The sequence below is a fragment of the Dehalococcoidales bacterium genome, assembly GCA_030698765.1.
Classification (GTDB): Bacteria; Chloroflexota; Dehalococcoidia; order Dehalococcoidales; family UBA2162; genus JAUYMF01.
Window position 1 is genome coordinate 1 of record JAUYMF010000028.1, and the last position, 5,481, is coordinate 5,481.

Genomic DNA, 5,481 nt, shown 5'->3' on the forward strand with positions numbered 1-5,481 from the left:
GGTGGTCGTTATCTAGACGAGTATCCCAATCCAAGGATCGGCCACAAGGAACTCTGGAATAATATGAGCGGTAATGCTTGGTTTCGGAAACCGATCAACATAGGGGCAAAGCAGAAAGCAAGATTATGGCTCAACGCCGATGGTCAAGAATGGGTATCAGATGAGTTTACTATTGATTTTGACGCGCACCCAGAGTTGCGCAGCAGATAGCATTGTCTACACAGACGACTCTCTCATATGTACCTCTGAATAGCTGCGGATTATCACGGCTGCCAAGTAGCAAAAACGTTCTACCCAATCGGCCTCTTCCCCGGCATCCCCGCCCGCCTCGGGTATTTTTCGGGGGTGGGTAAAATCTTGTCAATGACAACCAGGTAGCGGTCATCGGGGAGTTCTTCCAGGTCAATCCTCTTCACCTCCCGTAGCCTGCCCCCCAGGGTGATAATCGCTCCGGATGCTTGGTCTACTTCCAGGTCAATATCCCCCTTCTTCTGGGCAATAACGCGGCCGCCGACCTTGCAGAAGGGCAGGGTCAACTCCGCCAGTGTGGGCAGGGTTGCCACCGCCCGGGAAAGGACAACATCAAACTGCTCCCGGTAACGGCTGAGGCGGGCGATCTCCTCGGCGCGCCCCACCACTATTCCCACGTCATCCATCTCCAGCTTCTGCCTGATGTGCTCCAGAAAGTCGGCTTTTTTTGCGGTGGCATCAAGCAGCACCAGGCGAATCTGCGGGAAGAGGATTTTGAGGGGCAGCCCCGGCATACCCGCCCCGGTACCAACATCAATCATATTGTTATCACCACTTCCGGGCTGCCAGGCTAAAGCTACCGTCAGCGAGTCCAGGAAGTGCTTTACCTGCACCTCTTCGTAACCGGTTATCGCCGTCAGATTAATGCGCCGGTTCCATTCCGTCAATTCCCGGTAGTAGGTACGAAACTGTTCAAGTTGGTTGGGACTGAGGTGAAGTCCCAATTTTGCGGCTCCGGCAATAAGCTTTTCCATAGTAAATACTTTGGGCTTTACTCTGATTATATCATTGCCGCACGGAGATTGCTCCGGCTCTCCGTGAGCCTTGTGTGCCCCTTTTGAGCCTTTTGGCTCAGTGAAGTTTCACATTTCAGATAACCGTTTGTATCTGTTAGAGTCTTGTTATGACTGTGTTGCCAGAGCATACTTAATGAGGGGCAACGTGCTCAATTTCATTTGAGACGTAAGGTTTTCGGATTCAATTAAGAAGATGCTACACGAACAGGCCAATATCAAGTTGCGCAAATATCTGCCGCAGCCGGAAGCGTTAAAGCTAATTCCTGAGGAAATGGCCCGGAAGTATAAGGTTATCCCTCTGGAAGTACATGGTAACGTATTGCGGGTAGCCATGGCAGACGCCGCCAACATCTTTGCCTGGGAGGCTCTGGAAACTCATACCCAGAAACTGATAGAACTGGAAACGGCTTCCGCTGAGGAAATCCAGGAAGCTATTGACTTTAATTACCGCTCTTATGACGAAATCGAGAAACAGATTTCAAATATCTCATCACCGGGTGATGCTGCCGGCCAACAGATAGAACTTGATACCGCCTCCAATACTCCGGTAGCCCGCGCCATTTCCCTCATTATTGATGAAGCCGTAAAAGCGGGAGCTTCAGACATACATCTGCAACCGGAGGAAGATGAACTGAGAGTCAGGTACCGTGTGGATGGCACTCTTCACGACACCTTATCCATGCCCCTGACGACGGCAACCACACTTATTTCCAGGATTAAAATACTGGCTAACATGAACATCGCCGACCACCACCGTCCACAGGATGGCCAGTTTTCCATAAAGACACAGGGTGACCGGTCCATAGATATACGGGTAGGGATAATGCCGCAGGTACACGGTGAGATGGCGACGCTGCGGCTTCTCGATAAAACCAGGGCTAGTATGGGTCTGTCGGACCTGGGTTTTCTACCGGAAAGCCTGGCGATGTATGAAAAAATGCTTAAGGTCCCTCATGGAATGATATTAATCAGCGGGCCTACCGGTGCCGGTAAAAGCACCACTCTTTATGCTTCGGTGAATTCCCTTGACCTTAAAGAACGTAATGTTATTACCATTGAAGACCCCGTAGAGTACCGTTTCAGGAGGATAAACCAGGTTCAGGTCAATCCCCGGGCCGGCCTCACCTTCGCTACTGGACTGAGGTCGATATTACGCCTTGACCCGGATGTGATCCTGGTTGGCGAGGTACGTGACGCCGAAACGGCCAAAATAGCCATTCAGGCTGCCCTGACCGGGCACCTGGTATTATCTTCAATCCACGCTAATGATGCCGTGGGTATTATCTTCCGGCTTCTTGACCTTGGCATTGAGTCCTTTCTGGTATCGACAGCATTAATCGGGGTGGTGGCGCAGCGGATGGTTAGACGGGTTTGTCCTGATTGCGTTCAGCCAAGGAGTATCCCGTTGGTAGAAGAGATGATTTACAGTAGAGAAACCAGCGGCATTAACTATCCGCTTATCGAAGAGCGCCGCCAGTTTCCCTATGGTAATGGCTGTAAATCATGCGGTAATACAGGGTACCAGGGTAGGGTAGGTATCTTTGAAATCATGCACATGAGTGACGAAATCAGAGCGATGTTGCTGACCGGCACCACGCCGGCACGGCTGCGCGCCCAAGCTATTAGAGACGGCATGGTCCCGTTGATTCGGGATGGAATGCTAAAAGTGAAAGCTGGCATAACTACACCTTCAGAAGTACTGCGTAATACCTACTCCGTAGATTAATGGTCGTCCTTAGTTACCCGTGGAAACATGCCGGGGAGAATTTATTGAGCGTCGTTTAAAGATGGTGTACCAATATATTGCCTATAATGAGGATGGGGCGGTAGTTAAAGGTAAGCTGACAGCTTCAAATGAAGAAGCTGCTACGGAACTATTGAGTTACGCCGGCTACAAGGCGGTCAGTCTGAAATCATATACACCGCTTCTCAGCATGGACAAACTGTTAACCAGTCTTTTCAACATAAAACCGGCTGAGGTAATAATCCTTTACCAGCAGCTGGCCATGCTCCTGGAATCAGGCAATGATATTCCCGGATCTCTGGAAATACTGCAGAGCCAGGTTGATAACCGTGCCCTGAGAAAGGTTTTAGGTGAGATAGTAGCTGATTTACGTGGTGGCGGGTCACTTTCTTCAGCAATGAGCAGACATGCCAAGGTTTTTCCAATCATGCACAGCCGTTTAGTAAATATCGGCGAGCAAAGCGGTAACCTGGAGATCGTTTTGAGACAGATTGCTGAAGATTTGGAGAAGGAAGTTGCTACTGTTAAGGAGACAAAGAACGCGCTGATGTACCCATCAATCACTTTTGTTGTTGCTTTTGCCGTCATCGGGTTGCTGATGACGGTGGTTATTCCTTCATTCAGTGGAATATATAGCTCGCTCGGCGTTGAATTACCGCCCATCACACGGATAATGCTTGCCCTCTCTAACGGTCTTAGAGATAATATCCTGGTCATCCTGACGGTCATGGCCGTTACGGTTCTATCTATCCTTTTCTATATCAAGACGAAGCGGGGCCGCTATCAATGGGACAGGCTACTGCTTAGAGTTCCGTATCTAGGCCGTATCAGGCATTTGATTGAGCTGGCCCGTTGTTGCCGGAGCCTATCCTTGCTCTTTGGCGCCGGACTCCCTTTGACCGAGGCAATGCCCCTGATCCAGCAGAGTTGTGGTAACCGAGCAATTGCCCATGGCCTTAATGAAGTCCACGACAGAATGGTCAAGGGTGAAGGTTTGTCTAACCCTATGTCCAGGAATAAGCTTTTCTTACCGCTAATGGTCCAGATGGTCAGAGTTGGAGAGGAGACAGGTGGTCTCGATACTACCCTGCTGACCGTTTCCCGGAGCTATTATACCGAGGCTGAATTTAAACTGAAATCCGTTATCGCTTTAATCCAACCGGGGATGACTCTATTTATCGGAATAGTTGTCGGTCTGGTAGCCTTGTCTTTGACCTCGGCAATATACGGGGTCTATGGAACAGGCTTCTGAGTAGTCACTGGATATGAGTCAATGCTAAGGAAACAAACTCATAGCGGTAGCGAAGCGGGGATGGTTCTCGTCGAAACTATTATCGCTTTAGCTATTCTGGGCGCGACGGCTGTTATCTTTCTCGGTGGTTTGCTGACAACCTCCAGAGCCGCTTACATAGCTGATGAGCGGGGTACGGCAATGAGCCTGTCCCAACAGCAGATGGAATGGGTTAAGGCCGCCGATTATACAGATAATGCCACTCAGTACTCCGCTGCGCCGCTACCCGACGGTAAAGACTATCTGGGCTATTCGATTACGATTACCGCCGAGCCATTACGCACGCCGGACGACGGGATACAGAGAATAACCATAAAGGTTAATCGTTCCGGGGGGTCGGGATTTATCCTGGAAAGTTACAAGGTAGACAGATGAAATCGAGCGAGAAAGGGTTCACGATCACCGAGTTGTTAATAGCCGTTTCAATGATTGCTTTGATAAGCTCATCAGCGGTGATGGTTATATTCCAGGTTCTTCACGGCACCCAGCGTAATAATGACTATCTGACTTCAGTGAGACAGGTCGAAAATGCCGGCTACTGGATTAGCCGCGATACTCAAATGGCGCAGAGTGTGGTTACGGATAACCTGACATTCCCGGATTTCATACTGGCAAATTGGACGGAGTGGGACGCCGGAGGTCAGCCAATTTACCATTCGGTCAGGTACTTTTTTGAAAACATGATCATCAGTAACGGTGAACTCAAGCGCTATCACTGGAGCAGCGCCGGGGCGAACGAAGAGACCCTCATCGCCCGGCACATATTCTTTGATTCCGATAATATTACCTATACCAGCAGGGCCAGCTATCAATCCCCAATGCTGGCGCTAAAGCTCACCGCTTCTTACGAAAACGTTCTGGAAAGCCGGGAATATAAAGTCATGCGCCGGATTAATTATTAGCCCGTTTTCACAGGAGTAATAGTACTATGGTTGCAATCATTAAACGCTTCCTGGGTGGCCAGAAAGGTCAGGCTTTACCCATTGTACTGTGTATGCTCGCCGTAGGCGGACTGACCGTTAGTGGCAGTCTAAATTATGCTACTACTAACCTTAAAGGTAGCAATATTACTATCGAATCCTTGCGGGCAGCTTATGCCGCTGAGGCGGGTATTGAAAACACCCTGTGGTCTTTATTAAATAATGTCCAGCAACCAGCCCAGTTTCTGGATAGTGTTAACCTGATGACGGTAGATATAGAGGCGGAGAATACCGGGTACTATACCCTGATTTTCGGCGAGCTGATAGAACCGGGAGAACATAATGAATTTGTCGATGTTACCGGGGAACTGGTATGGGATGATGGAGCTGGGGACTACCGCTATACTATCACCATTACCCTGCAACATGATTCAACGGTCCATCTCAATGAAATCGGGGTCAGATTACCCGATGGTTACA

General features: G+C 49.6%; 7 protein-coding genes. 6 read left to right on the forward strand and 1 reads right to left on the reverse strand.

The window, feature by feature from the left end; genetic code table 11:
* Window positions 1–210, forward strand: a 210-nt coding sequence (locus Q8Q07_01290; GenBank protein ID MDP3878925.1) for a hypothetical protein, incomplete at its 5' end; no start/stop codon positions are given.
* 80 nt (window positions 211–290) lie between these two features.
* Here Q8Q07_01290 and rsmG read toward each other — a convergent pair.
* A complete protein-coding gene (gene rsmG / locus Q8Q07_01295; protein ID MDP3878926.1) occupies window positions 291–1,004 on the reverse strand; it encodes a 16S rRNA (guanine(527)-N(7))-methyltransferase RsmG in 714 nt (237 codons plus the stop codon).
* A 235-nt stretch (window positions 1,005–1,239) separates the two neighbouring features.
* Between rsmG and Q8Q07_01300 the strand changes: the two genes are divergently transcribed.
* From Q8Q07_01300 to Q8Q07_01320, 5 genes are all read left to right on the forward strand, one after another.
* Window positions 1,240–2,772, forward strand: a complete 1,533-nt coding sequence (locus Q8Q07_01300) for a GspE/PulE family protein (protein ID MDP3878927.1) — start codon at window positions 1,240–1,242, stop codon at window positions 2,770–2,772.
* 61 nt (window positions 2,773–2,833) lie between these two features.
* On the forward strand, window positions 2,834–4,042 hold the full coding sequence (locus Q8Q07_01305; protein MDP3878928.1) for a type II secretion system F family protein: 1,209 nt from the start codon (window positions 2,834–2,836) through the stop codon (window positions 4,040–4,042).
* A gap of 21 nt (window positions 4,043–4,063) precedes the next feature.
* The gene (locus tag Q8Q07_01310; protein ID MDP3878929.1) at window positions 4,064–4,456 is read left to right on the forward strand and encodes a type II secretion system protein; all 393 of its coding nucleotides are present in this window, start codon (window positions 4,064–4,066) and stop codon (window positions 4,454–4,456) included.
* The gene (locus tag Q8Q07_01315) at window positions 4,453–4,983 is read left to right on the forward strand and encodes a prepilin-type N-terminal cleavage/methylation domain-containing protein (protein ID MDP3878930.1); all 531 of its coding nucleotides are present in this window, start codon (window positions 4,453–4,455) and stop codon (window positions 4,981–4,983) included. Before Q8Q07_01310 ends, Q8Q07_01315 begins: the two co-directional genes overlap by 4 nt.
* 26 nt (window positions 4,984–5,009) lie before the next feature.
* On the forward strand, window positions 5,010–5,481 hold a 472-nt coding region (locus tag Q8Q07_01320), incomplete at its 3' end, for a hypothetical protein (GenBank protein MDP3878931.1).